Raw genomic sequence first — 24,832 nt, forward strand, 5'->3', positions numbered from 1 at the left:
TTTTACAAAAGTAAAATATACCTTTTGAATAATCCAAATCAGGATAATCAGCCAGATGGCAAGAATAATGGAGCCTGCAATCCAGTTCTTTGGTTTCCCATTGGTCATCATTTCCTGTGCTTTCAAATCGCAATCTTGGACCACATCTTTTGGAATCATTTTTAAGGCCAGCTTGATTCCTAATGGAACTAGAATGATATCGTCAAGGTAGCCAAGGATAGGGATAAAGTCGGGAATGAGGTCGATTGGACTAAAGGCATACGCTACAACACAGATGGCAAAAACTTTTGCATACCAGGAGACTCTTGGGTCTTTATATGCCAAATACAAGACAAATATCTTTCGTTTCAAAGCTTTCGCCCAGGCTTTTAATTGTTTAAACATGTTATTTCTCCGTTGAAATATTTTTAAATCTTATGATTCTTCACAAATGCTTGGATATGTTTCACAGCTTCCTTCAAGGCGTCTATCGTTGCTAAGGTATCCCCTTTTACTTCTAGGCTGTGTTCTGTATTTGGTATTACAACCGTATCTACAAGATGATTAGTTATTATAGCTGAAATCTTTTCCTTGTTATAATGGTGGTCCAGGTCTCCTATTATGCAGAGTGAAGGAAGTTCGGTGTTTAAAAGAGCCTGATACACCTTATCCATTTTGATAAGCGGCGTTAACCAGATTCCAAAAGCATTGCGGATGAATTTTCTTTGTGTCCACTCTATCGCCATTGGAATCGTGCCAATCGATTTGCTTAACAGAAAACATTGGTCATAAGAACGTTCCTTTAATACTTCATCAACAACAGCTTTTACATCCTCATACATCCATTGATCTTGGTCTGGATCAGGAAGCATTTTAAAATGTTCATTTTTTGCAAACTGGTAGTTTATGTGAAGAACATCAATGTTTTTGTCCAGACAAATTCCAGTTGAATAATGAAACAGCGGCCGCTGTGTGGTATAACCAAGTCCCGGAAGCATAATACAGATGCTTTTTGCTGGTTGTTTGCTGCGAATCCATGTGTAGGGAATGGTGGAATTTTCAGTTCTTAGCACTTGCCCTTCTATAAATTCATACATTGATTGTTTCACCTCGATGGTTGTTTATTTACTAGAAAAACTTGATTTCCTCAATCAGCCCGCATTTTTGAAACCCTATATTTTGATATACCTTATTGGAGTCAGGATTTTTCACATCAGCATAGAGCATTGGAATTCGCTTCTCTGACTCTATGATTTCACAAAGTTCAGCGACCAGCGCACTGGCATAGCCGTTTTTTCGATGTTGGATTGGGGTGAATACAGCATTGATTCTAGCATGTCTTGGAGAACGGTGGGAAATGTTCGCTTTCGCCACTGGCTGGCCATTGACGATCCAAAGGTACAACCCGCCACCAGCAATCATCGCCGCAGCCCTTGTCTGCTGAGATGACGGTTCAACAGTGGTCCCAAACGCATCCCTCATAAAGCCCGCGAGATAATCTGCAACAACGTCAACATGCTGTTCCGTTGCTTTAAGGATTTCTCCCTTCACACCTTCAGGCTTTATGAGCTTTGGACAATGGTAGGCTTCCATGGTCATATCCTTTTCGTATTGAACGTTATTTATTTTTGAAAAAATTTCAGTGAACATCCGTGCCGTTTTGGGGTCTCCAGTAACTCCCTGCAAGGGCACTTCTGCGAGCTGGTTTATAAGTTCATTTATTAGGGATGTTCGTTCCTTCGATGGGATATCGTTCGAAATCCACAGCCAGCCCTTATGTCCGGGCGTTTGGGCAAAAATCATTTTTTCGTCTGGTGTTTTGAGACATAGGGAGTTAGGGTCTTCACTGATTCGATGGATTAGATTGTATTGGACTTCATCCGAAGTAAATGGACTTCCTTCTGTGATTGCGGTATCATTGTGGATTAATTTTAAAAACATAGTTTTCCACTCCTCATTAATACCTATTAGGATTGTAGATTTTCATACGTACTTTTATGAAGGACACTTTGCCCCCCTTTTCAAGCGGTTTTGTCCGAAGGCTGCACTAGTTCGGACACTTCCACCTCTTTTTCAAGCAATTTTGTCCGAAGGTTACCTAGGTTCGGACACTTCCGCTCTTTTTCAAACGATTTTGTCCGAAGGTTGCTCTAGTTCGGACACTTTGACCTCTTTTTCAAACGATTTTGTCCGAAGGTTGCTCTAGTTCGAGACACTTTGACCCTTTTTTCAAACGTTTTTGTCCGAAGGCTGCTCTAGTTCGGACACTTTGACCCCTTTTTCAAACGTTTTTGTCCAAAGACTGCACTGGTTCGGACAACTTTGACCTGGGATTTTAGTCGATTTGTCCTTTTTAATCACTCATTCGGTCCGTAGACCCTTTTTGTAATATCCGGTATTTCCCTTTTCTTAATTCTTTCCCCTAAAGTAGTTCGCAGACCTGGCGCTAACAGTTCACACCGAGCAAGCTCAGCCATTTCTTCAAAATTAGGTTTCCTTGCGTGGATGATCTCATTACATTTCTGAATAGTCCACTGCGGATAAGGGCGCTCAATCAACGTAAAGCCCTGCCCGACTTCCACTAGACCTTCCTTTAACACCCGAAAATACCAGCCGGTCCGTCCGGTATTTTGGATAAGCAGTGCGAGGGTTTTGATTTTAAAACGGCGGGCCGGCTTCCAGCATGGTTGGCGGGGCTGGTATACCTGAACAACCGCTTCGCCGATTTGAAAGGTATCACCTATCGAAATCAAATCCTCCCTAGCATTTTCCATCAGAAAATTCTCGCCCATAGCTCCTGGTCCAATTTGAGAGTTGTCCAATTCCTTTTGCCAGTCCACATAATGTTCCGAAGCATACGCAAATACAGCTTTCTCCGGACCGCCATGGTGCTCCGTATCAAATACCCCGTCTCCCGCCAAGCCTGTTTTGCCGACCCAAATAGACCCCTCAACAGGTTCTTTAAAAATCGCACTCGTCCACTCACGGTCCATCAAACTGGCGGCATCCTTATCACCGACTGTTTTTGGCTGCCCGGCAAAAACCTTATTTAATAAAAATTCCATTCTTAATCCCCCAATTCATTCATCATCCGAACCCTATTTAGTGCTCTTATTTTGAAAAAACATTTGGTTATGATATCCAAATTCTATCACAGCAATTTACGAATATTAACAAAAATCGGATTAGGACTATTTATTTTGAAACCTTCACAAGGTAAATTCGTAATAAAATTTACGGGGGGGATGTAAAATGGGATTCAAAATGAAAAAGAAAAAGAAGGAAGAGAAGGGCGACAAATGGGAATTCTTTGAGTCAGGTTTCGATCTCATTGAACCTATATACCTTCTTATCAGATGGGGCGTCCGAGTAATAATAAAAATCCTGCATTAAATAAGGATAGAATTGAAATAGCCCAGTATGAATACCAGGCTAAATAAATCCTATTCTTTTCTAGTCAATCCTCGACTGACTTCACCATATCTCCGCACCGCATTCCTCCACATCAGGAAGCCGGTTTCCATCAACGACATTGTCAGCCCTGTCCAGAAAAACATACAAGAAAGTGGATAGCTTTCAAATTCTTTTGAAAAATCATCGTCTTTTACGGGAGCTGCCGGTTTCGAAGCCTCAATCGGCTCATTATTAACTTCCTCCACAACTGTGGATGTTGCCGTATCAGGTGTTTGTATTTTGCTTTCAACAGGTTTCCGTTTTGCATCCTTGACTGCCTTAATACTGACTACTTTTTTCCTCGGCGTCGTCCTAACAGTTTTCGATGGACCCTGTGCCCGGATAAACGCATCTGCTTCGATGGCCAGACCCGACATGGACTTCATGGCCTCAACAATGACCTTTATTAACTCATCTTTTGAAAAATCTCTTACTGATATCCAGCCGCGTGCATCAACCGTATAGCTATTTTTCCTAATGACTTCTTCAGACATGTACTTGCCAAGCACATAGCCATTGCCGCTCTGCTGCAATTCCCTGGCCAGAACCAGGCCTCTCTGCTTGCTCTCGGGATAGTTAAAGTTCACTCTGCCGTTGCTGATTTCTTTCTCCTCCAGCTTAAACGTGCGGAAAATCTCCTTTTTCTCCTCAAACGATAACATTGGTCTCGACTCCCCTTCCTTTTTAACTTATTTATCTATTTTTTATAGTTGTTATTCAATTTCTAGTAATAGACTTCTCGAAATATATCCTTTTTCCTGCAAAACTTTTCAAAGGTTATGAAAAAAGTAATTTTTCCTCGATTGAGAATGATTTCCTTTAATCAAGGGGAATTTAAGATTGGAAAGGAGGTTCCATTATGCCTTATTTGATTAGAATTCTTCATCTTATTTTACCCTGGTTTTCCATTGCTTTTCTTCCAAGAAAGTCTCTTCGGCAGTTCTTCCCTGTTTCCATAGTTGCTTCATTATTTGTAACAGTGCTGTGCTTGCTGGCTATTCCTTATAAATGGTGGACTGTTAAAGGTGGATGGAAGGGGAAACTTTTAAACGATAGCAGCTTTATTCTGGGACCATTCTTCGTGGGGACCCTATGGATATTCCATTTTACCTTTGGGAAATTCAAACGGTATATGCTGGTTAACCTGATCATGGATGTATTATTTTCTTTTCCATTGAGCTTTCTTTATCAAAAATTAAAGCTTTTTACATTGGTTAACTTTAAACCTAAGCACATCTTTTTATCTTTTATCAGTTTTTCTCTAATCATTTATGGTTTTGAACGATTAAAAAGGGGCCTTAAATAAAAAATTGAGCGGCTGAAAAATTAAACCGCTCAATACTTTTTTTAAAAATTTAACCGATAGGACCGGACGATAATGCCGTCATTTACCGGTTCAAAACCGTATATCTGTCTAGCAATCAATCAAACTAAAACTACCCATAAAATCATCGTTACAACGATAGTAACTGCACCCTGCAATAAGGTTGCCATAGTCTGGGCTTTGTAAGCATCGGTAACTTTCATTCCGCTGAACTGCGTTACAACCCAGAAGAAGCTGTCGTTTACGTGGCTGACTGTCATCGCACCTGCACCAACCGCCATGACAACTAGTGCCAATGGAACGGCTCCCTCAATACCAAGAGTCGGCAGCATTGGAGCGATCAAAGATGAAGTAATAACCAATGCAGCAGTTGATGAACCCTGTGCCGTTTTTAATGCAGCAGCAATAATGAAAGGAATCAATAAGAACAGTGCGCCGCTAAATGTGTCGCCGATTGACCAGCTTTGAATCGCATCCGCAATTCCAGTGTTTTTGATAACGCCGCCAAACGCACCGCCAGCTCCGGTAATTAACAGGATTGGAGCAGATTCTACTAAACCTTCTCCCACCCATTTTGTTAAGGTCTCTTCATCAAATTTTGGCAGCAAGGCAAAAGCAGCGATGACACCGGCAAGCAACGCGACAAGCGGTGTGCCCAAGAATACTAAAAATTTAGCGATATTTCCTTCTGATCCAAGGAAAGTAACAACAGACCCAATACCAATCAAAACGATCGGCAAGACAATCGGCAAGAATGATAGAAACGTAGATGGCATTTTTCCAAAGGAACGAACGATTTCGTCATAGTTCAATTCCTCACCATCGTCTTCTACCTCAATTTTGTTCGCTACTTTTGTTGCCCAGAAATAGCCGACGATGGTTGCTGGAATAGCTGTAATAAGACCAATTAAAATGATAGTTCCCAAGAAGTTGCTTGCGCCAATGTTTCCTGCCGCGGCGATTGGCCCCGGTGTTGGCGGAACAAGCGTGTGAGTAGCGTACAAGCCGGTTGCAAGCGCCACAGACATCGATGCGACCGCTACCTTTGCACGCTTTGCTAGTGCTTTTCTTAAGCTTGATAAAATAACGAACCCGGAATCACAAAATACAGGAATCGAAACAATGTATCCAATTAAACTCATCGCAAGCTGCGGTCTTTTTGGACCTACAACGCGGAGTACGACTTCAGCCATCCTGAGGGCCGCTCCTGATTTTTCAAGGATTGTCCCAATAACGGTTCCGAACACGATAACGAGACCGATTCCCCCCATCAATCCTCCAAATCCGGTATTCACGTTTTCCACAATCTTCATCAGCGGCATACCTGAAGCAAAACCTACAAAAAATGTACCTAATAATAATGACAAAAATGGGTGAAGCTTAAATTTCGTCGTGGCGATGACAACTAACAGTACGCCAATCAATAAAACTAGAAATAACATCTGTATTACCCCCTTGTTGTTTTGTAAAAATCTTTGTCTCTTTACAGTAAGTTTTTTCTCTCTGCCAACCCCTGTTCGTATTCCAAAACCCTTATGTTAGTGAAGCCAAATAAGTCCTCAGCACTTGCTCCGCTGTCTGCTCGAGCAATTCCGCTCCTCGGTCCATGGCCTCTTTTAGCGTCATCGGAGCATTGATGATACTATGAACACTGGAAATCCCATGCTCATAAAGCTGCTCAATCCCTTTGCCAATCGACCCGGCAAGGACAAATACCGGTATGCCCAGTTTCTTCGCCTCTTGAGCCACGCCCATCGGCGTTTTTCCGGAAGCGGTTTGAAAATCCGTCTGGCCTTCCCCGGTAAACACACACTGAGCACCGTCCAGCTTTTCTGCAAGCTTGGTGTACTCGATGACGATATCGATGCCCCTTCTTGTTTCGGCTGGAAAAAAAGCCTGGAAAGCTCCGCCAATTCCGCCTGCTGCCCCGGCACCCGGCTTGTCATGAAGTCGGATACTCGTTTTGGCTTCAACCAAATCGGCCCAATGGCGTAAATATCCATCCAGAATTTCCACCATTTCCGGGGTGGCCCCTTTTTGCGGACCGAACACATGGGATGCTCCGCTCAGCCCCACTAAAGGATTCTGAACATCTGTGGCAATTAGAAACTGGGCCCTGGCAATGCGCAGGTCAAAATCCCGGTCATCAATGGAAGCAATCCGGGCAAGCTCACCTGCACCAGCCCCATCCTGCACAGGATTTCCATCCGAATCCAACAGCTTCATTCCTAGTGCCTGAAGCATACCAATTCCCCCGTCGTTGGTAGCGCTTCCACCTATGGCCAAAATAAATTTTCGGCAGCCATCGTCTAATGCTTTTTTAATCAGTTCCCCTGTCCCGAAGGTGGTCGCCAGCATCGGATTACGCTGTTCAGGCTTAATCAAATTTAAGCCGGATGCGGTCGCCATCTCGATAACACAGGTTTCCTGATCGCCAAGCATTCCATAGGCTGCCTTCACCGGTTCTAATAATGGGCCTTTCACCATGACATCCACCATTCGGCCATTTGTTGCCGCAACTAAACTATCGGTTGTTCCCTCTCCTCCATCAGCAACAGGCACAAGCACCGTTTCAGCTGAAGTGTTCGCCCTTTTGATACCCCGCTCAATCGCCTGGGCAGCTTCAAGTGCAGTAAGTGATCCTTTAAACGAATCGGGTGCAATAACAATCTTCATTGTGTTTTCCCCTTTTTTCTACAATATTCTGCTTAAAACAATTATAATCTTCAGACATTTGACATTCATCAGTCGCCATAAACAAAAAAATAGAAAACTTTTTTGAATTTTTTGTGTATAATAAATAAAAACGCTTACAACGGAATGGTGATGGCATATGCTAACACAAGAAATGGCAGCTGAAATCGTCAAACAAACGATGATTCGTCTCAACCGCAACATCAATATTATGGATCATACCGGGACGATTATTGCATCAGGGGACCAAAGTCGTATTCATCAGCTCCACTCCGGAGCATTAGAAGTTTTGAGAACAGGCAAGCCTTTATTTATCAAAGAAGATGACCCGCAGCAATGGGAGGGTTCCCTGCCTGGCATCAATCTTCCCATTACATTCCAAGACATGATTATTGGTGTTATCGGAATCACGGGTAAACCTGAGGAAATTATGGAGTTTGGTGCGTTGGTCAAAATGATCACTGAGATGATGATTCATCAATCTTTTATCGCCGAACAATTTGAATGGAAGCAGCGGCTGAAGGAGCAAGTCTTTGAAGAGTTATTGAAAGACCAATACGATGTGGAGTCCATTAACCAGCGGTTGAATTTAATAGAAATCAAACTAACTCCATCTTTTCAGATTGCTATTATTGAAGTTTCACAAACCCCGTTAAAAAAACGAGAATTACTGCAAATTCTCGAGAACTCTTTTGACGAGGGCAGCTCGCTGGTGGGATTTTTAAACAGCAGCCGAATCTTTTTGCTGACATCCCAGCTGCCTGAGTCAAAGCTGATACAGAAATTGAAAACTGTTTTAAACTCTACCAATCTATTTTTAAAAATCGGAATCGGTTCAACAGCAATGGATTTTACTCAAATACACCATTCCTTTCAGGAGGCACAGCAGGCTTTACTGTTTGGAGGCAAAGATCAAGCTTTGACCACTTTTGCAGAAATTGAACCACAAGCCCTCTTGGCGGGATTGGATGAGCGGGCTAAGCGGCAGTACCTAAACCGAGTCATCGGGAATCTATCGGACAAGCTGATCGAAACATTGGATTATTTTTTCAAAAGCAATCAAAATATCGGGGAATGTGCCAAGCGCATGTACATCCATCGCAATTCGCTTATTTATCGGCTTAAAAAAATCAAGGAAGTAACTGGACTCGACCCGCAGGTGCTAAATGATGCGGTGACCCTGCAGCTTGCAGTTTGGCTTTTGCAAATGAACCGGAAGGAAAACTAATTCCAACGGACAACAAAAAAGGCTGACTTGAAACGGGCCTCCCTAAACGACCATTCAAGTCAGCCTAATAAGTATTATTTCTTAAGGTTATTCCTCATCAGACCAGCTATAAGTCTATCATTTTGATCAGTCGAGCTTTCCAGCTGCTTGATAACCAATTCCTGACGTTCAACCGTGTGATTTTGACTAAGTTTTGCTTTACCCTCAATTTTGGTAATATTGATCCGAAAACCTACAATACCTTTCGTCATTCCTTCAATGAAACCAGGATCTACATCCTTTAACTGATAGGAACTATTGGGCTTTTCATATGTAGTAACCATTTCTGCTAACGCATCAAGCAGTTCCTGGCCATCTTCCACAATCTCCAATTGGCCATATACATGAACTGCAACATAATTCCAGGTTGGCACAGCCTTATTGGTTTCGTACCATGAAGGGGAGATGTAGCAGTGCGGGCCTTGAAATATGACTAAAACCTTTTGGCTTGCAATATCCTTCCACTGTCCGTTCGGACGGGCAAAATGGCCATATAAAACACCTTCCTTTTTATGAATGGTTAATGGAAGGTGAGTGGCATATGGTTCCCCATTATGCTGCGAAACCAACGTGGCAAAGCTGTTATTTTCCATAAAGTCATAAATAATTTCTTCATCTTCGATTTTGAAATGTTTGGGTATATACATTTTTTCTACCTCGTTATCTAAAATAATTGTATAAATTTAAAAGGGACATTTTAAAGCAAATGTCCCTTTTATGTTAAATGTCAGCTTCGAAATTAGCTTTCTCATAAAGATAATAAACATAGTCGGTCGGTACACCCTTATGTCCTAACTGTCTTAAAACCGCTGTAATATTTCCTCGATGATAGGTTCCGTGGTTTACGACGTGCTGTAGAAGTTCAAAGTAAGTTGTTGTTAATGTCCCAAAACGCGGATGATTTACCACAGTGGTTTCATTAAGGTTTTCAAGACCATCTATAAATTCGTGGTACTTTTTACCCAATTGCAGAAGGTCTTCCTCTAATTGATCCATACTTCTATCCGCATTTTCCTCTTTTAATTGGTTGACACCTTCGATTATTTTTTCAAAACTATCCCCTTTCAGGGCTCTTAACCAAACATAATCAACTTGGTACATATGGTATAACGTATCGTATAAGGTTGGAAATACACTCTGCACCTGTTGAAAACAGATTTCCCCCGGCAGGTTTTTCAAATGATTTAATACAAGTTGATTTGCCCAGAGATGATATTCTAAAATTTGTGCGTTCAAACCCTTTCACCTCCATCAAAACATAACAAAAAGATATTCGCCCAATTGTTAAAAAATCCCTTCAACAGAATCTTAATTTTAAAAAATATCCTGCCTCGGTGCTTACAAATTAAGCGTGAGATACCTTATTCCGGCAGCCCATGCAGGTTGTCCGCAATTCCTTTATAAAAACTGTAGATATCTTTTAAACCGAGATTATCTTCAGATCCAATCCCGATAAAATCAAAATGATCCCAGCCTGACTGCACACCAAAGTGATTCCATACTCCTTTTTCAACATGGCCGTCAAACATCTTATGGGCATGACCGTGCGGGTATTTCGCGGAGACTACATTTACAATCCCGTCATTCGGCCACCAGGCAGAATCAATAACAGGCTCAGGGCTTTTTCTCGAATAAAATCCCATTAACATGCTGGATGCCTTCATTAACGGATTCATCGAATACTGCGGATAAGCACGGCCAGTCAGTACTCCTTTATAGGTGGCATCTCCGGTATAGGAAAAATAGTAGACATCCGGATGTGTCTTTACCCATGCATTGAGCTTCGCCGCCCCGTAAGTAGTTAAATCATTTAAACTGCTGTCTTTGCTGGTCCAAATGGAACTATTAAACACCCTATCAACATATACAAAGTAGGACTCTCCCTCTTCCCGCTGGAGCCCCCATTGGTCAAGTTTATAATCATAGACGATGTTTTCATCACTTGCTCCTGATAAACTCCCAGCGTAAAAGACCATCTGATTCAACCATGGTGTCATCTCTTCTTCGTCCGCAAACGTTGAGCCATTATGCGGAGTCGCAAGGGTTGTTACACTATGGACCCAGTCTTTTCCGCCTTTAAACAAATCGGATAATCCCTCTTCAGGATGCTGCTCGAAGTATTCTCTTTCAGCAGCACTTCCGTTTTCCAGCAGTTCGACCAATGTCCTGATGGTTTGTCCTCCCATACTATGGCCGACAAGGTGAATTTTCTCGGTGGCATCCCATTGGCTGTATATCCCAGGGTAGGTTCTGCCAAACCGTTCATGCCCGTGCTCTTTAGCATGGGCCGCCCCGTAGTCTACCGTTCCGCCTTTGATGTACGCATAAAGCTCAACGGCCCGATCCCAGTTGCTGGAAACAGGTCCCACTGCGGCTGTATAGGTTTTATGTCCTTTTTCATTTAAGTACTCTTCAAGGTCGCGGACCCCGCCCCAATATTTAATTCCCCCCATTTCATCCCTGCCCCAGCCGGTTAATCCATGGACAAGGATAATCGGAAAATCATTCAATTTTTGTGAAGCTCTTGTTTTAGTTTTTCCTGAGAGCGTTGCGAAAAAAGAACTTGTTAATAGACATGGACTTGGAAACAATGTTAAACTCCCAATCATTAAATTGCCCCCCCTTCCTTTTGCTGAATTTTCGCAATTTTTTAACCCTATTATATCATATTGGTATAATCAGTTTTCAAATTAATAGAAGTGTACAGGTACACACCCCGAGTTCTTTTCTGCACTTTTTATCAAACTTATGCAAAAAAACTCTATCTTTAGATGTGGGGATATAAACCTCATCTTTTGTATAAATTAACAAACTTTCGCTCTTGTTTTCGATATACAAACGTACGTTTGTTTTGGTAAATTTATCATAGGGGAGGTGAAGAAAATGAGTCTGAAAAAGAAGAAGAAAAAAGAGGCGTCTGGAGACATTCTAATTAGAAAATTTCCATTGCGTTTAGCTGAAAGTGAAAGAGAATTGGTTGACAGATTAAGAATAGAATCGGCCAGACTTTGGAATGACATTTTGGATCTTCATTGGTGGCTCTATAATGTTTACAAACTTTGGACGAATGCATCAGATAAGAAAAAATGGTTTAATGCAAAATCTCACACTCTTCATTCTCAAACCATCCAAGCTATCATCGAATTACATGAAGAAACTTGTGAACGTACAAAAAAACAACGCGACGAGGGAAATAAAAATTGGAAGTATCCATGGAAGTACAAACGTTTCTTCTCAGTGAAATACAAAAAATCAGCCTTAAGTTTAGAATCAAATGGGTACTTAAAATTTAGTAATGGAGGAAAAGAAAAACCGTTGTATGTTAAAAAACCGAAGCATATTGATTTCGGTTCGATTAAGAATGCAGAAATCGTTTGGCACCAAAATGAATATTGGCTCCACTTTGGTGTAGAATTGACAAAAAAAGAAAAAGTGACAGGTGAAAACAATGCTGGCGGAGATTTAGGTATCATTCATGCCATTACGCTTTCTGACGGTAAAAATCACCTCATCATTTCTGGGAAGGAGCTTCGTTCTTTGCACCGATTAAGAAATAAAACTATAGCGAAACTCCAAAAGAAAATTAGTAAAAAACAAAAAGGTTCCAATGCTCGTTATAAATTGATTCTTCGCAAACGCCGTTTTTTAGAAAAAATGGAACGGAAAATCGAGTACATCGAACATTGTATCTCTAAGCAAGTAGTGAATTGGTGCGAAGAGAACCAAATTAAGATGCTTTTCATAGGGACACCTGAGGGTGTTCAAAGAGGAACGAAGAAAAAGAGAAAAACCAGAAATGAACAAAGGCAACAACTATCCAATTGGAGTTTCGGAAGGCTGACAAAATTAATCACCTATAAACTGAAATTGATAGGGACTGAGGTTTTAGTGCAAGAAGAGAGTTACACTTCAGGGACCTGTCCGAAATGCGGAATTTACACTAAACAGAGTAGTCGTAATTTTAACTGTCCGTGTGGAGAAAAAGGCCATCGTGATGTAGTGGGTGCTATAAACATATTGGACAAAGGGTTGAATGGGGAAATAACGAAAGGAAGAAACCTTCCTAAAATCGAAAATACAAAGTATCGTCGAGTGAATCTTGTACCGATTGCCAAAAACAAGAAGTATAAGCTAACAGTGGCGTAGTGCCTATGATTGGGCTGCGGGATGTGGTTTTAATCACATGTCGTAATGAACTCTGGAGAGGTAGTAAGACCTGGAGGCTAAGGCCGAAAGGCAACCTTGATGAAGGTTTGAAAAAGAATCCCCTGCATTTATGCATGGGGAGAAGTCAATGTTCAATTTTCTTCCCTTTTGGTGAAACTTTATATAAACTAATACGTAATACATGTTTGTACCATTCTAAATATTACGATAGGCAGGAGATATTAAATTGGGTTCTTATATTATGCTAATTGGACAGTATGCTTTTGAGGCATATTATTGGTTAATTTTAATATCAATTTTTGGTTCTTGGTTCCCGCGTTTTCAGGCAACAAAAGTGGGCGAATGGATTTATAAGCTGGTTGAGCCTTATTTAAACGTCTTTAGGAAGTTCATTCCTCCATTAGGTCCAATCGATTTTTCGCCAATCATTGCCCTATTTGTGTATCGATACATCGGCGGATTTGCCCTTGAGGGACTGCGCTCATCCATTAATTTTATTGGGGTTTAAAAAACATATGAAAATTGAAGCGCCTAAAATTCCTGCCGAGTTACGTGACAGGAATTTCCATGAGATTTTTTATGAAGAAGATCCAGAGTTAGAAATGTGCAAGATTAGCGACTCCGTTTTTGAAAATGAAGCGGCTGTCCGGGTCCGGCTTTTCAATGTGGTGTTGAAGAATTGCCGATTCACCAATACTGATTTTCAAAAAATGGACCTAACGGATGTAATCTTTGAAAACTGCGATTTATCCAACGCCGATTTAAGCAAATCTTCCATTCATAGGGTCATCTTTAAGGATTGCAAATTATTAGGGGTGAATTTTGAAGACTCCCGGTTTGGAAACGTCCAGTTCATCAATTCCGTTTTAAACTTAACGGCATTGGCCACTTCCAAGTTTGAAAAGGTACTTTTTCAAGATAGTTCATTAAAGGGTACTGATTTTTATGACTGTAAATTCAAAAGTACCGAATTTCAATTTTGCAATCTGGATGAAGCCAGCTTTGACCATACCTCCCTTAAGGGCGTGGATATCAGTTCCTCGAATTTCAATACACTGACCGTCGCAATTGAAGATTTAAAGGGATGCAAGGTATCAACGCATCAGGCTTTGCAATTTTCTACTTTGATGGGGTTAATTATTAAAGATTAATGATAAAAAAGGAGTTTCGACCACGATTGATTCGAAACTCCTTTTTTATTTTCCTACGCTTGTTCGTTTCTTTCCATTCTCCGCTGCTGCTCGGCGATGATTTCATCATCCTCGGAATTGTCCCTAATGACTTTCTGGGTGAGGATGGAGCCCACGATGATAAGCAGCATAACCGCAATATAATATCCCTTTTCATTCAGCTCTAGGTCAGCGTTATAGATACCAATCGCAAATAAACAAACCCCTGCAAACAGCGTGAAATAGGCCAAGAATGTGAACGCTGCCGTGTTTCTTCTTTTATGTTTTTGTGGATACATCAAGTAGCCCCCTTTTTCTATCTCTTTCTTGAAATAAAAATAACTGCAACTTTATTATAAGTAAAAACAGGCATTTAAGTAAACTATTTCCATATTGGAATAACGAAATATTAGGACCCGTTAACAAATGCAGGCTTTTTAACATACATTTAAAACAGGGGTGAAAAGGATGCCGCGAGCAAAATATAGATCATCGGATGTTAATCTGATGGCAAGGATGATGAGAGCAGAAGCCGAAGGTGAAGGAAAAATGGGTATGCTGCTCGTCGGGAATGTCATCGTTAATCGTCTAAAAGCAGATTGTTTAGACTTTAAAGGACTAAGGACCATTCCACAAGTCATTTATCAAGTACAAGGCGGAAATTATTCCTTTGAAGCTGTTCAAAAGGGTAATGTGTTTTACCAAGCAGCGAGAAGTTCAGAGAAAAGATTAGCCAAACAAACTTTGGATTATTGGAGGAACCAACCGGCTAAACATGCCTTATGGTACTTTAATCCTTATGCTCCATGCCCGCCAACCTGGTATGACCAGCCACATTCTGGGCAATATAAACAGCATTGTTATTATGAGCCGAAAGAATGTCCCAATGCCTATAGTTGGTAAAAAAGGAAAATCCCACAGAACTTGCAACAGGTTTACTTGTGAGGTGCAAAGCGGTAAATCACAACCTTAACCACATAGTAGATCACATAATTTTCACAACACAATTCACTGTATATTGCACAGTCCATAAGGCTTTGAGATGAAAATATCTCTAAGCCTTTTTCAAATTTTTTTTATCTGACTAAAGCAACCGTAAGTTGTATAAGTTCATTAGACACTGTTTGATAAATAAGGGGAGAAATTTCCCTTATTTAGTAAATAAGATTAAGAATAACTTAAATAGGCGGAGAAATTTCCCCTATTTACTCAAAAAACATCAATATTGGAGATTTTTCTTTATTTAAGCGAAAAACCTTCCCTTATTTACGCCGGAATGAGCCCTATTCTCCATTTAGCGGAAAAATCTTCGCTTATTATTGTGAATTCAAGTGTGTTTAGCTGTGTGTTTAAAATGATTGCACCTCCTAAAGTAAACCCGTTACAGAATTTGTGGGATTTTTCTTTTTTAAGATTTTTCTTCATAAATAATAGTTTAAGTTAATGATAGTATATCCCTATATAATCTGGTAAAATTATCAAAATTAACTTAGGGAGGAATTATCCATGATTACCTATCCTTTTTTGAAAAAAGGAGCAACAATTGGAGTCACTGCACCTTCATCGGGTGTCCCTGTTAACTTGCACGATGTGGTCAAGCAAGCATGCAGCCGGCTGGAACAGAAAGGATTTCAAACGATCTGCGGCGAAACAGTTTGGACGCAGGACAAAGCCAAATCAGCACTAGCGATAACACGGGCAGCAGAATTGAATGCGATGCTGAGCGATGCTGAAATCGACCTCATTCTCCCTCCTTGGGGCGGCGAGCTTTTGGCTGAGATTCTTGAGTATATTAACTTCGAAAATATCAAAAACAAATGGGTGTTGGGATACTCCGATACTAGCGCCCTGCTGCTGGCTATTACACTAAAGACAGGGATTGCAACGGCCCACGGGACCAACCTGGTCGATATTCGGGGAGAATATTGGGACGAAACAACTGCGATGTGGGAGAACGTTTTATCGACACCAAGTGGCGGGTCTGTCCTTCAGCACTCCTCCCCCCTTTATCAAAAGGAATGGCAGCACGATAATCCCTCACCATGTGTATTTCATTTAACCGAGGAGACCCGGTGGAAAACCACTTCTAGTAGTACTGTTAAAATTAGCGGCCGCCTGCTCGGCGGGTGTGTTGATATCATCAGACATCTTGTCGGCACTCCATATGGTGATGTGCAAAGCTTTAGAAAACAGCATATCCCTGGCGAACCTATCATTTGGTATTTGGAGAATTGCGAATTAAGTACGACTGATTTGCGGAGGTCATTGGTGCAAATGAAGCTCGCCGGCTGGTTTGACAATTGTTCGGGTCTGCTTTTCGGCCGGAGTTCGGCGAATATGCCTGTAGAGAACTATACTATTGAGGATGTTTACCTGGACCTTGCTGAAGATCTGCAAATACCGATTGTTTATGATATTGACTGCGGCCATGTTCCGCCACAGATTACTTTTATCAATGGGGCTTTTGCGGAGGTAGAAGTTGAGGAAGGAAAAGGGACAGTCCTGCAAATATTTAAATAACGTCGGCAAAGGACCGGTCCATGTTTGCTTAAGTTCCCCCCATAAAAGCAAAGGGTCAGGCTCCCGCTTCACTTTCCCGTTAAAGCGATGGGTCCTGACCTCTAATTTTAAAGCGGATTTTGCCGCCCGGACGAAGCTGGGCGATCTTCCATATATCCTCTTTGGCAATTTTTCCGATTGTGGCATAGCCGCCGATCGTTTGGGCGTCGGCCATTAGGATGATCGGCTGACCGCTGTTAGGAACTTGGATCGTCCCAAATTGAGTGGCTTCCGAGAGGATATCTCCTCCGTTTTTAAACCTTAGCTCAGGACCTTTAAGGAGGTATCCCATCCGGTCCCCGCTCCTCATCGTATACGGAGTTTGGAAAAATTCCTGTAAGCTTTCCGGTACAAACATCTCTGAATGCGGACTAATCCAGACACTAACCTCTACCTCATCCGAGTAATTCGGGATTTCACTTGGAATCAACCCTCGATGAAACCCAGTTGATTTCTCTTTCTTTGCGTAGAGGATACCATCCTTCTTAATGGAACTTCCCAGAAGCCCTTTTGGATAAACCGATGCGCTGCCCAACAGTTCTTCTGAATGGAACCCACCTTCAGGAAACACATAGGCGATACTGCCTTTATTAGGACTAGTAAACTTTAATGACTGCCCTTGATGAATCGAAAAGGATTTCCAGAGCGGAACAGCTTTTCCGTCCACCTTGGCCCCTAGATCCGCCCCTGTGATGACGATTCGATGATCCGACAAAGCCTCGAATTCCTGTCCTCCTAAGAACAATTCCAGCACTGGGCTGCCGGCTGGATTCCCTAAGATGTAATTTCCCATTTCGTATGCATAGGCGTCCATCGGTCCAGATACAGGAACGCCAAAGCGCTGAAAGCCGAACCTTCCTTTATCCTGAATGGATCCGTAGACACCAGCCTTTCGAACCTTCAATAAAGGAATCATGCAGGTGCTCCTACTGACCGGACAAAAACATTTTCCTTTTCTAAAGCTTGGCGAATCAGTGCGGTATGTTCAACCACATTTGCCCCATCCCCATGGAAACAAATCGTGTCTGCTTGCAAAGGAATCCAGCCTCCTGAAAGACCCTTCACCCGCTTATGGAAAATAATCTCTTTCACCTGTTGCAAAATCTCATCATGGTTTTTCAAAACAGCATTCGGCAAAAGCCTTGAACACAGCCGTCCGTCATCCGTATATTGTCGGTCCGCGAACGCTTCGGAAGCTGTTTTCAAGCCTGCTTCTTTTCCGGCCTTCACAAGTTCACTATTGCACAACCCAAATAAATAAGCATCCGGAACCGTATCATACACAGCTTCAGCGATGGCTTTTGCCACTGCCGGATTCTCAGCCGCCGTATTGTATAAGGCGCCGTGAGGCTTCACATGCTGAATAGCCATCCCCTGAATCTGGGCAAATATTTTTAGTGCCCCAATTTGATACACCATGCAATTATAAATTTCCCGCGGTGTCATCTGCAGGTTTCTCCGGCCGAATCCTTGAAGGTCCGGATACCCCGGGTGGGCGCCAATCGCCACGCCGTTTTCCTTTGCTTTTTTCACCGTATCGTTCATCACGTTATAATCTCCGGCATGGAAGCCGCAGGCGATATTGGCAGATGTAATATATTGAAACAGATTCTGATCATCGCCAATGGTATAGGCGCCGAAGCTTTCCCCCATATCTGCATTTATATCGATTCTCACTCAGGAGCCCCTCCCTTCTAAAAATCCCCTTTTTCTAATTCTCTACGATAAACTCACTGATAGATTCAGGATGCTTTGCTAATTGCACTTGTATGGCGCTAAATTCAGTTTGGGAGATGGCTGTAAACTGAAGCGTGTCTCCCGTACGAATAAAAAACGGTTCCTCCCGGTCAGGCCGATAAATCTCAAGCGGTGTTTTTCCGATAATATTCCATCCCCCAGGACATTCTATTGGATAAATCCCCGTCTGGCTCCCGCCGATTCCAACTGTCCCCTTTGGAACTTTTGCCCTTGGGTTCGGAAGCCTTGGTGTCGTCAATTTTGGATTCAATTCTCCAAGGTAGGGGAATCCCGGTAAAAAGCCAATCATGTAAACCGTATATTCCGTTTGGGAGTGAAGCGAGATAATCTCACTGTCCCGCAATCCGGTATGCCCCATCACTCTTTCCATGTCCAAAGCAAACTCTACATTATAGCAAACTGGAATTTGCAGTTTTCTAGGATTCCAGTCTGGTTTCCCTTTTGATTGATGTTCCCATTTTGCTAACAACGACTGAATGAAGGGTTCTTTTTTTTTCAAATCCTTCTTTAAATAAACCGTTACCGTGTGATAGCTTGGGACCACTTCTTCAATTAAAAAAGATTCTTTTTCCAACATGTGACAGAAGCTTTGCACCTGGTTAAAGATTTCTTTCCCAACCTGATTGCTGAAGGCAAAGCGAATGCTGCGTTCCCCCGTGATGTTTACTCTTGGAAAAATAACTTTCGTGTTACTCATGTTCCGCTAACACTTGAATGCAAGTGTAGATCCCCCGTTTTAAATCCTCATGCGACCAGCTTGGGATCTTTCCGTGTTGAATCGCCAGCTCATGGGAGGCAGGAATATGAATAAAACCTGAAGGCATTTTCTTATTTTGTGTTTTAGCATAATGCAGACTTTGATACATAACATGATTGCATAAATACGTTCCTGCTGTATTAGAGATTTCAGCCGGCAGACCTGCCTCCTTCAATTGGTTGACCATGGTCCGAATCGGCAGGGTTGTCATGTAGCCGTCTGCGCCTTCAGCCTGAATCGCTTCATCAATAGGGGTGTTGCCACTGTTGTCTGGTTCTCCGTCATTGACATTGATGGCGATTCGCTCCGGTGTCATTTTAAAGCGACCACCCGCCAAACCTAAGGAAATCACAGCATCCGGCTTAATTGCCTCAAGGTGTTCCAACAGCTGTTTCCCAGCTTTCTTAAAATCTACCGATAAGATTTCACCATGAATCTTGTAGCCGCCAACTTCCTGACCGTTCAGTTCTTCCACAATTCGCATTGTTGGATTGATCGTAAAGGATAGAAACGGTTCAAAGCCTGTTAGTAAAAGTGTTTTCATTGCAAAACCCTCCACCTGGTTTTATAAAAAGTGCTTTTTTAAAAGATATCTGCGAATTTTATACATATATCTGCGGATTTTCAATTTTATCTGCGAATTTCTAAATTTATCTGCGTTTTTTTCATTTTATCCGCGAATTTCCAAATATATCTGCGAATCCTAAAATAACCATGTACTTTATAGACGAATCGGCCTGTTCCGTTCCAAACAGAAGCCGTTTCGGTCATCGCGTTTGACCTCGATTTCAGCTTTTTGCAGAGCCTCCAAAATCGCTAAATCAAAGACGATATGCGCTTCGACGCAGCTTTGAAGCACTTCACCGTATATCACTTCATCCGCTGTTTCAGAAATGATTTCGGCCGCAATCCACTCTGGGTACCTAGAGATTCCAATTGTTCTATACGACGGTGCCACCGAAGCAGAGCGATAGAAATGAATCCCCGGCGCCTCTTCAATTGGAAAAACATTTGGCAGCCACTGGTTTCCGTACTTTATAAAACGCCCCTGCCAGTATCCATTCTCTTCCTCAATCAGCGTCCCACGAATTCGACTGCTGACCTGACAAACAATTTTATCTACATTATCTTCATGCAGTGTCCGATACTCTCCGTTCGATAACCGAGCGATGCCATAGATTTTCGCACTTGGCAAAAAGTAAGATACCGGGAAACGCGGCGGACTATTATAGCCAGCAAACGGCTGTACCCACTCATGTGAAGGGATGCCGTGATCATCAATGATGACATCAGGAGCCCATCTCTTCAGCACTTCCGGATAAATATTAGCTTCTCCAAAAACCGTTTCATGGAAGCGAACCAAGGAATATTCCAAACCTACCGCATTGTACCTGGCCGCATGATGCTTCCATTCCGGATGCTCTTCCGTCAGCTTGGTCAGCAATTCGTATCCATCTGGGTTTGCCAATGGAAGGATCACCACGTTGACTTCCTTCAGCCAGTTTTCATATTCAGCCACGGCACGATTGATAAACTGAAGGATCGCAGGTGTACTGGATACCTCATTCGAATGATGTCCCGCTTCAATGAACACAGTCTTTTTAAAAAGAGACATTTTTAAAGGAGAATAGAACTCTTCCCCAGCATCCAGGAAGCACTCAATGACTGGGATCGCCTTGCCAAGATACGAATGGTCTGGATAGACAACTCGATAAGGTGATGAAGTGTTCAGCCATTGCTGAACGTCGGGATGTATATGCTCAGTCGGTTTTTCAAACTCCTTAATCTCCAGGTTTACGACCACTTCCCCGTTGGTAATGACGGCTTCAGAGAACCTGCCATCTTCCGTAAAGAAAATCGCTTTTGTCACTAAGTTTTCCAGCGGCTTATCTTCCCATTTGTACACGCGAATCTGAGCTTCCGGCTTTTCGCCGACTCTTACATGCATAAATGGATGAACGCCCCCAGGTGCATCAAACGACTTACCTTCCAGTTCTTCTCCCATATAGGCAAAATAATCGAGCGTATTAAAATATAGGTCTTCGTGGAGAGCTTCCAGTGAAGAAATACGTTCCTCGTCCACTCCAAGCTTCTGTTCCTCTTCACTCATCCAGACATCGATTTCAATTCGGTCGAATAATGGACGGTTGCGGCCCTGGCCGGGATTGTACTTCGAAACTTCTTTTCTAAGCTTCGGCAGCACTTCTTCGACATAATAACAGTAAAATCGTTCTCGGTCCGTTTGAATAAGATGTTCTTCTTCACGTCCTCCATCACCACTGATGCGAACAACACTTGAAACAGGATAAACGTAACGCTGATGATCTAGGTAAAGAAGCTTGGATACAGGGACATCCAAACAGCCTGCAAGCTGCTTTTCCTCTTTCTCATTCCATATATGGACCTCATATGTATGGTCAAGGTCCTTCACCAGCTTGAAATGGACACAATCGGCCTTCAGACCGAGCTTCTCTTCCAGGCAGCGGTCTACAGGATACAGCTCTTGAATCCAGCGAATCGGAAGCTCAAGGCCCATCTCCCCTTGTTCCTCCCGCACATAAATATCCATTTTCGTAATGGTCTCCCCTGCCGTTTGTAAGGAAGGCAGAACCTCTTCCATCATCCAATGAAAACCAGGCTTAAAGGCGGAGCGGATGGATAGGGAGTGAATAGCAGGGAAAATTGCTTTCCACTCAGCCACCAGACGGTTTCTCACCTCTAATGGTTCCGATAAGAAAATCTCAACATTCACTGCCTCAAGATTCTTGGATGCTTCTAATACCTTGAATGCTAAATCCACTTCCCGCTCACCGGACCATACCGATTCAAACAAAAGCGGGGCTTCTTTTTTCTGGGATAATAGATATTCCTGTTCCCAATAGCCAAATGCTCCTCCTTCACTCCAATGCTTAGCTTTCGCCAATTCATTCAGAGCGGCAGGCAGTGCTTCCCTCTTCCCTGTTAAGCGGAGTTGGTTTGCTTCTAAAAGCTCGAGCACCGCTGCATCAGAGCCCTCTTTTATATCAAATTGAAACCGGGCAGCCTGATTCCCCGTAATCGGAAAAATGATACTAGTAGAATACATGGCAGCTCTAGCTGCAAAATGACAAATTTCAGGTAATACACTTGTTGTCATAAATGGTTTTTCAACTGATATATTTAAGTTTAATAGCTTCGAAGGAGAGGCTTCTTGATTTTTTCCAAACCCGGAAAAACTCCAAAGATGGCTGAGGCTGTGGATATCAGAATAAACTTTAGGTTCTGATTCAGCACCGGTTTGGGTCCCCTCTTCCCAGCCCCAGTTCACCGCAATCAAGTCGGTACCTGCATATAAGTGGCCGTCTCTTAATTCAACAACCGGACTGTCCATCCCGGCTTCCGGCTTCATCGCTGCAAGTAACTGAAGGAGCAATGACAATTCCGATTCATTTTTATAAGAAAAAATAATTTCTTCGTTTTCCCATCGTGCCTCTGTTTTTGAACTTGAACCGACAAAACGGATATTCACTGCCTCTTCGCTTGGTTCAAAAAAGGTGAATGATAGGGAAGTAGTTTCAAATCCCAGACGGGCACTGAAATCGATTAAACCTTCCGGTGCCAACCCCTCTGGCAAATCGATAAAAACAGAAACTCCGTCAACCACACCATCGCCATTTTTATCCCTTAGAAGTCCATCCTTCGTCCAAATCGCCAGAATATTATTCATGACCATCACCTACATCTTCATATTCGGGTCAAATTTATCTCGGAGCCAGTCGCCAAGTAAATTGAATCCTAAAACAGTCAACATAATCGCAATCCCTGGGAAAGTCGCCGTCCACCAAGCGGTTGTGACATAGTTCCGGCTGTCGGCAAGCATTCCTCCCCAAGAAGGAACGGTCGGGTCAACGCCCAAGCCTAAGAATGTTAACGATGCTTCCAATAAAATAAACTCCGCAATATACATTGTTCCAAGCACGAGAATTGATGACATGACATTCGGTAAAATATGTTTGCGGATAATCCTAAACTGGGTGCCGCCGATTGCTTTCGCTGCCTGAATATATTCCTGTTCCTTCAGCGAAATAACCTGTCCTCTGATGAGGCGGGCAAAGCCGACCCAATACGTTAATCCTAGGATAAGGATAATTTTCCAAATACCCGTTCCAAGCACGCTCATAATAACAATTGCAAACAGGATAAACGGAAAGGCTAATTGAATATCGGCAACCCGCATGATTAAATCATCCATCCATTTTCCAAAGTAACCGGAAATCAGGCCAAGGATGGTTCCTATAATCATGGAAATCAATACGCCAAAAAAACCGACCATTAAGGAAATCTTCGCCCCATAAATGATTCTGCTTAATAGGTCGCGCCCCACCTGGTCAGCCCCAAGGAGAAATACGGACTTGCCGGTTTCGTCTGCCCAGGACGGCGGTGAAAGCCTTGATGAAAGGCTTGCCTTAGTTGGCTCGAACGGTGCAATCCATTGAGCAAACAGCGCACAGCTTACACTGAGAAGAACAAGTAAAATCCCGATAAAGCCGGCCGGATTCTTTTTCACAAAACGCCAAAAGCTTTGGAGAACGGTTCTTTTCTTCGGAAGAATGGCAACCTCCTCCTGAACCTGCTGCTGTAAGGTTGTCATGCTCGTCCACTCCCTCCGGTCTTAATTCTTGGATCAATCAATGAATAGCTTAAGTCGACAATTAAATTCACTACGACCATGATCACAGCTAGGAAAATAACGCCGCCTTGAATAACAGGATAATCACGCTGGTTGATGGCATCGATAATTAAGCGTCCAATTCCAGGCCATGAGAAAATCGTTTCGACGATAACCGTTCCGCCAAGCAAGGAGCCAAATTGAAGACCAAGAAAGGTGATGGTCGGCAGCAAAGCATTACGGAAAGCGTGCTTGATAATGACCGCCCAATCGCTAATACCCTTGGACTTTGCCGTTGATACATATTGCTGATTCATGACCTCGAGCATGGAAGAACGGACAAGTCTTGCCAAAATACCGGACAGAATCATCCCTAATGTAATGGATGGCAAAATCAGATGCTGCGGTCCTTCAAAACCAGAAGAAGGCAGCCATTTTAAATTAACGGCAAAAATCAGAATCAGCATGATTCCTAGCCAGAAGTTAGGAAAAGATATACCAATCAAGGAAAAAATACGCCCGAAGAAATCGACGATGGAACCGCGCTTGACGGCTGAAATAATTCCAACCGGAAAGGCAATTAAGATTGAAACGATTGTTCCGCCGATGGCAAGCGCTAATGTGGCACCGGCTCTTTCCATAATTAAATCCATGACTGGCATATGGCTACGGAAAGATTCGCCAAAGTCAAATGTTACAAGTCCTTTTAAAAAGATTAAATATTGCACATAAAGCGGCTGATCGAGCCCGAGATTTCTTCTTACTTCTTCTATTGCTTCTTTCGTTGGTTCACCTGCGGAAAACATTACCGTCACCGGGTCCCCCGTCAGGCGGATCGAAAAGAAGATTAATAATGATATAGCAAATACAACTAAAACCGTGTGAAGTAATCTTCGAATCACGTAAGCTATCATGTTATTCCTCCGTCCTCTTTGATAAAGAAAGAGATAGCATGAGGACCATACTATCTCTTTTTTAAGCCAATCAGAATTTGTATCCAGCCATTAAAACGCATCGCGTTTAGCATCCCATAAGGAGACCTGAGCGTTAAGCGGGC

Annotated in this window: 25 protein-coding genes; 7 read left to right on the forward strand and 18 right to left on the reverse strand. The window is 42.6% G+C overall.

Annotated features, from left to right (window positions below):
* The 5 genes from KHB02_RS21020 to KHB02_RS21040 form a co-directional block, all read right to left on the reverse strand.
* Positions 1–384 (reverse strand): YkvA family protein (locus KHB02_RS21020; RefSeq protein ID WP_213146384.1); only part of this gene is annotated, 384 nt, incomplete at its 3' end.
* Between the two features lie 23 nt (positions 385–407).
* On the reverse strand, positions 408–1,076 hold the full coding sequence (locus KHB02_RS21025) for an alpha/beta family hydrolase (protein ID WP_213146383.1): 669 nt from the start codon (positions 1,074–1,076) through the stop codon (positions 408–410).
* 31 nt (positions 1,077–1,107) lie between these two features.
* Complete coding sequence (locus KHB02_RS21030; protein WP_213146382.1) at positions 1,108–1,920, reverse strand: GNAT family N-acetyltransferase; 813 nt, start codon at positions 1,918–1,920, stop codon at positions 1,108–1,110.
* 416 nt (positions 1,921–2,336) lie between these two features.
* A complete protein-coding gene (locus KHB02_RS21035; RefSeq protein WP_213146381.1) occupies positions 2,337–3,044 on the reverse strand; it encodes an MOSC domain-containing protein in 708 nt (235 codons plus the stop codon).
* 378 nt (positions 3,045–3,422) lie between these two features.
* The gene (locus KHB02_RS21040) at positions 3,423–4,094 is read right to left on the reverse strand and encodes a hypothetical protein (RefSeq protein ID WP_213146380.1); all 672 of its coding nucleotides are present in this window, start codon (positions 4,092–4,094) and stop codon (positions 3,423–3,425) included.
* Positions 4,095–4,291: 197 nt separating this feature from the next.
* Between KHB02_RS21040 and KHB02_RS21045 the strand changes: the two genes are divergently transcribed.
* Positions 4,292–4,738: a hypothetical protein gene (locus KHB02_RS21045; RefSeq protein ID WP_213146379.1), complete on the forward strand. Its 447-nt coding sequence runs from the start codon at positions 4,292–4,294 to the stop codon at positions 4,736–4,738.
* Positions 4,739–4,857: 119 nt separating this feature from the next.
* Here KHB02_RS21045 and KHB02_RS21050 read toward each other — a convergent pair whose 3' ends face one another.
* Both KHB02_RS21050 and KHB02_RS21055 read right to left on the reverse strand, forming a co-directional pair.
* The gene (locus tag KHB02_RS21050) at positions 4,858–6,198 is read right to left on the reverse strand and encodes a GntP family permease (protein ID WP_213146378.1); all 1,341 of its coding nucleotides are present in this window, start codon (positions 6,196–6,198) and stop codon (positions 4,858–4,860) included.
* Positions 6,199–6,289: 91 nt separating this feature from the next.
* Positions 6,290–7,432, reverse strand: a complete 1,143-nt coding sequence (locus KHB02_RS21055; protein WP_213146377.1) for a glycerate kinase — start codon at positions 7,430–7,432, stop codon at positions 6,290–6,292.
* Between the two features lie 157 nt (positions 7,433–7,589).
* Between KHB02_RS21055 and KHB02_RS21060 the strand changes: the two genes are divergently transcribed.
* Positions 7,590–8,678, forward strand: coding sequence for a CdaR family transcriptional regulator (locus KHB02_RS21060; RefSeq protein WP_213146376.1), 1,089 nt, complete (start codon positions 7,590–7,592; stop codon positions 8,676–8,678).
* A 74-nt stretch (positions 8,679–8,752) separates the two neighbouring features.
* Here KHB02_RS21060 and KHB02_RS21065 read toward each other — a convergent pair whose 3' ends face one another.
* The 3 genes from KHB02_RS21065 to KHB02_RS21075 form a co-directional block, all read right to left on the reverse strand.
* On the reverse strand, positions 8,753–9,364 hold the full coding sequence (locus KHB02_RS21065) for an FMN-binding negative transcriptional regulator (RefSeq protein WP_213146375.1): 612 nt from the start codon (positions 9,362–9,364) through the stop codon (positions 8,753–8,755).
* Between the two features lie 73 nt (positions 9,365–9,437).
* A complete protein-coding gene (locus KHB02_RS21070; protein ID WP_213146374.1) occupies positions 9,438–9,953 on the reverse strand; it encodes a DinB family protein in 516 nt (171 codons plus the stop codon).
* 125 nt (positions 9,954–10,078) lie between these two features.
* Complete coding sequence (locus tag KHB02_RS21075; RefSeq protein WP_213146373.1) at positions 10,079–11,326, reverse strand: esterase/lipase family protein; 1,248 nt, start codon at positions 11,324–11,326, stop codon at positions 10,079–10,081.
* A gap of 274 nt (positions 11,327–11,600) precedes the next feature.
* Here KHB02_RS21075 and KHB02_RS21080 point away from each other — a divergent pair, with 274 nt between their 5' ends.
* The 3 genes from KHB02_RS21080 (at position 11,601) to KHB02_RS21090 (ending at position 14,035) form a co-directional block, all read left to right on the forward strand.
* Entirely contained in the window at positions 11,601–12,863 is a 1,263-nt protein-coding gene (locus KHB02_RS21080) for an RNA-guided endonuclease InsQ/TnpB family protein (protein WP_213146372.1), read from the forward strand.
* A 262-nt stretch (positions 12,864–13,125) separates the two neighbouring features.
* Complete coding sequence (locus KHB02_RS21085) at positions 13,126–13,392, forward strand: YggT family protein (protein ID WP_213146743.1); 267 nt, start codon at positions 13,126–13,128, stop codon at positions 13,390–13,392.
* 7 nt (positions 13,393–13,399) lie between these two features.
* Positions 13,400–14,035 carry a pentapeptide repeat-containing protein gene (locus KHB02_RS21090; RefSeq protein WP_213146371.1) on the forward strand — a complete coding sequence of 212 codons (636 nt, stop codon included), beginning with the start codon at positions 13,400–13,402 and terminating at the stop codon, positions 14,033–14,035.
* A 53-nt stretch (positions 14,036–14,088) separates the two neighbouring features.
* On the opposite strand, the gene KHB02_RS21095 is transcribed toward KHB02_RS21090, so the two are convergent.
* Positions 14,089–14,352, reverse strand: coding sequence for a YiaA/YiaB family inner membrane protein (locus tag KHB02_RS21095; RefSeq protein WP_213146370.1), 264 nt, complete (start codon positions 14,350–14,352; stop codon positions 14,089–14,091).
* A 169-nt stretch (positions 14,353–14,521) separates the two neighbouring features.
* On the opposite strand from KHB02_RS21095, the gene KHB02_RS21100 reads away from it, so the two are divergent.
* Together KHB02_RS21100 and KHB02_RS21105 are read left to right on the forward strand one after the other, a co-directional pair.
* Positions 14,522–14,956 carry a cell wall hydrolase gene (locus tag KHB02_RS21100; protein ID WP_213146369.1) on the forward strand — a complete coding sequence of 145 codons (435 nt, stop codon included), beginning with the start codon at positions 14,522–14,524 and terminating at the stop codon, positions 14,954–14,956.
* Positions 14,957–15,559: 603 nt separating this feature from the next.
* A complete protein-coding gene (locus KHB02_RS21105; protein WP_213146368.1) occupies positions 15,560–16,573 on the forward strand; it encodes a S66 family peptidase in 1,014 nt (337 codons plus the stop codon).
* A 79-nt stretch (positions 16,574–16,652) separates the two neighbouring features.
* On the opposite strand, the gene KHB02_RS21110 is transcribed toward KHB02_RS21105, so the two are convergent.
* The 7 genes from KHB02_RS21110 to nikB form a co-directional block, all read right to left on the reverse strand.
* Positions 16,653–17,528 (reverse strand): 5-oxoprolinase subunit C family protein, encoded by an 876-nt coding sequence (locus KHB02_RS21110; protein ID WP_213146367.1) that lies wholly within the window; start codon positions 17,526–17,528, stop codon positions 16,653–16,655.
* Complete coding sequence (locus KHB02_RS21115; RefSeq protein ID WP_213146366.1) at positions 17,525–18,289, reverse strand: LamB/YcsF family protein; 765 nt, start codon at positions 18,287–18,289, stop codon at positions 17,525–17,527. The genes KHB02_RS21110 and KHB02_RS21115 overlap by 4 nt, the downstream gene beginning before the upstream one ends.
* A 34-nt stretch (positions 18,290–18,323) precedes the next feature.
* Positions 18,324–19,067 carry a 5-oxoprolinase subunit PxpB gene (gene pxpB, locus KHB02_RS21120; protein WP_213146365.1) on the reverse strand — a complete coding sequence of 248 codons (744 nt, stop codon included), beginning with the start codon at positions 19,065–19,067 and terminating at the stop codon, positions 18,324–18,326.
* Entirely contained in the window at positions 19,060–19,671 is a 612-nt protein-coding gene (gene pcp, locus KHB02_RS21125; RefSeq protein WP_213146364.1) for a pyroglutamyl-peptidase I, read from the reverse strand. The genes pxpB and pcp overlap by 8 nt, the downstream gene beginning before the upstream one ends.
* A gap of 177 nt (positions 19,672–19,848) precedes the next feature.
* Positions 19,849–22,839 (reverse strand): M14 family metallopeptidase, encoded by a 2,991-nt coding sequence (locus KHB02_RS21130; RefSeq protein WP_241114003.1) that lies wholly within the window; start codon positions 22,837–22,839, stop codon positions 19,849–19,851.
* Positions 22,840–22,842: 3 nt separating this feature from the next.
* Positions 22,843–23,757 carry an ABC transporter permease gene (locus tag KHB02_RS21135; RefSeq protein WP_213146362.1) on the reverse strand — a complete coding sequence of 305 codons (915 nt, stop codon included), beginning with the start codon at positions 23,755–23,757 and terminating at the stop codon, positions 22,843–22,845.
* The gene (gene nikB, locus KHB02_RS21140; RefSeq protein WP_213118368.1) at positions 23,754–24,689 is read right to left on the reverse strand and encodes a nickel ABC transporter permease; all 936 of its coding nucleotides are present in this window, start codon (positions 24,687–24,689) and stop codon (positions 23,754–23,756) included. The genes KHB02_RS21135 and nikB overlap by 4 nt, the downstream gene beginning before the upstream one ends.
* Positions 24,690–24,832 lie beyond the last annotated feature (143 nt).

Source organism: Neobacillus citreus (assembly GCF_018343545.2).
Classification (GTDB): domain Bacteria; phylum Bacillota; class Bacilli; order Bacillales; family Cytobacillaceae; genus Neobacillus; species Neobacillus citreus.

Coding starts and splice junctions, on each gene's coding strand:
- KHB02_RS21105 (WP_213146368.1), top strand. CDS start 15,560: ATGATTACCTATCCTTTTTTGAAAAAAGGAGCAACAATTGGAGTCACT.
- KHB02_RS21090 (WP_213146371.1), top strand. CDS start 13,400: ATGAAAATTGAAGCGCCTAAAATTCCTGCCGAGTTACGTGACAGGAAT.
- KHB02_RS21130 (WP_241114003.1), bottom strand. CDS start 22,839: ATGGTCATGAATAATATTCTGGCGATTTGGACGAAGGATGGACTTCTA.
- KHB02_RS21100 (WP_213146369.1), top strand. CDS start 14,522: ATGCCGCGAGCAAAATATAGATCATCGGATGTTAATCTGATGGCAAGG.
- KHB02_RS21135 (WP_213146362.1), bottom strand. CDS start 23,757: ATGACAACCTTACAGCAGCAGGTTCAGGAGGAGGTTGCCATTCTTCCG.
- KHB02_RS21035 (WP_213146381.1), bottom strand. CDS start 3,044: ATGGAATTTTTATTAAATAAGGTTTTTGCCGGGCAGCCAAAAACAGTC.
- KHB02_RS21075 (WP_213146373.1), bottom strand. CDS start 11,326: ATGATTGGGAGTTTAACATTGTTTCCAAGTCCATGTCTATTAACAAGT.
- KHB02_RS21025 (WP_213146383.1), bottom strand. CDS start 1,076: ATGTATGAATTTATAGAAGGGCAAGTGCTAAGAACTGAAAATTCCACC.
- pcp (WP_213146364.1), bottom strand. CDS start 19,671: ATGAAAACACTTTTACTAACAGGCTTTGAACCGTTTCTATCCTTTACG.
- pxpB (WP_213146365.1), bottom strand. CDS start 19,067: ATGAGTAACACGAAAGTTATTTTTCCAAGAGTAAACATCACGGGGGAA.
- KHB02_RS21095 (WP_213146370.1), bottom strand. CDS start 14,352: ATGTATCCACAAAAACATAAAAGAAGAAACACGGCAGCGTTCACATTC.
- nikB (WP_213118368.1), bottom strand. CDS start 24,689: ATGATAGCTTACGTGATTCGAAGATTACTTCACACGGTTTTAGTTGTA.
- KHB02_RS21045 (WP_213146379.1), top strand. CDS start 4,292: ATGCCTTATTTGATTAGAATTCTTCATCTTATTTTACCCTGGTTTTCC.
- KHB02_RS21030 (WP_213146382.1), bottom strand. CDS start 1,920: ATGTTTTTAAAATTAATCCACAATGATACCGCAATCACAGAAGGAAGT.
- KHB02_RS21065 (WP_213146375.1), bottom strand. CDS start 9,364: ATGTATATACCCAAACATTTCAAAATCGAAGATGAAGAAATTATTTAT.
- KHB02_RS21060 (WP_213146376.1), top strand. CDS start 7,590: ATGCTAACACAAGAAATGGCAGCTGAAATCGTCAAACAAACGATGATT.
- KHB02_RS21110 (WP_213146367.1), bottom strand. CDS start 17,528: ATGATTCCTTTATTGAAGGTTCGAAAGGCTGGTGTCTACGGATCCATT.
- KHB02_RS21055 (WP_213146377.1), bottom strand. CDS start 7,432: ATGAAGATTGTTATTGCACCCGATTCGTTTAAAGGATCACTTACTGCA.
- KHB02_RS21080 (WP_213146372.1), top strand. CDS start 11,601: ATGAGTCTGAAAAAGAAGAAGAAAAAAGAGGCGTCTGGAGACATTCTA.
- KHB02_RS21040 (WP_213146380.1), bottom strand. CDS start 4,094: ATGTTATCGTTTGAGGAGAAAAAGGAGATTTTCCGCACGTTTAAGCTG.
- KHB02_RS21050 (WP_213146378.1), bottom strand. CDS start 6,198: ATGTTATTTCTAGTTTTATTGATTGGCGTACTGTTAGTTGTCATCGCC.
- KHB02_RS21085 (WP_213146743.1), top strand. CDS start 13,126: ATGCTAATTGGACAGTATGCTTTTGAGGCATATTATTGGTTAATTTTA.